A 247-nucleotide genomic window follows, 5' to 3' on the forward strand; every position below is an offset into this window, starting at 1 on the left:
CGGCCGATCGTGTCGTTGAGTTGCAGCGCCGAGGCCAGATCACGGCCGATCGGCTTCTCGACGACGATGCGGGTCGATTTGGTGATCAGCTTGTGGTCATGGATCTTCTGGGAAATATCGCCGAAGATGCCGGGCGCAACCGCCAGATAGAAGGCGCGCACCCGGTCCCTGCTTTCGTCGAGCAGTTTCTTCAGCTGATCCCAGCCCGTGTCAGTGCGGGCGTCGACCGAAACATAGTAGAGGCGGG

At 61.1% G+C, this 247-nt stretch carries 1 pseudogene; it reads right to left on the reverse strand.

The features are described 5' to 3' along the window. Window positions 1-247, reverse strand: a pseudogene (locus EOD29_RS33990) (glucose-6-phosphate dehydrogenase); the annotation flags it as partial.

Origin of the sequence: Mesorhizobium sp. M1A.T.Ca.IN.004.03.1.1 (genome assembly GCF_003997555.1) — a bacterium.
Taxonomy (GTDB): domain Bacteria; phylum Pseudomonadota; class Alphaproteobacteria; order Rhizobiales; family Rhizobiaceae; genus Mesorhizobium.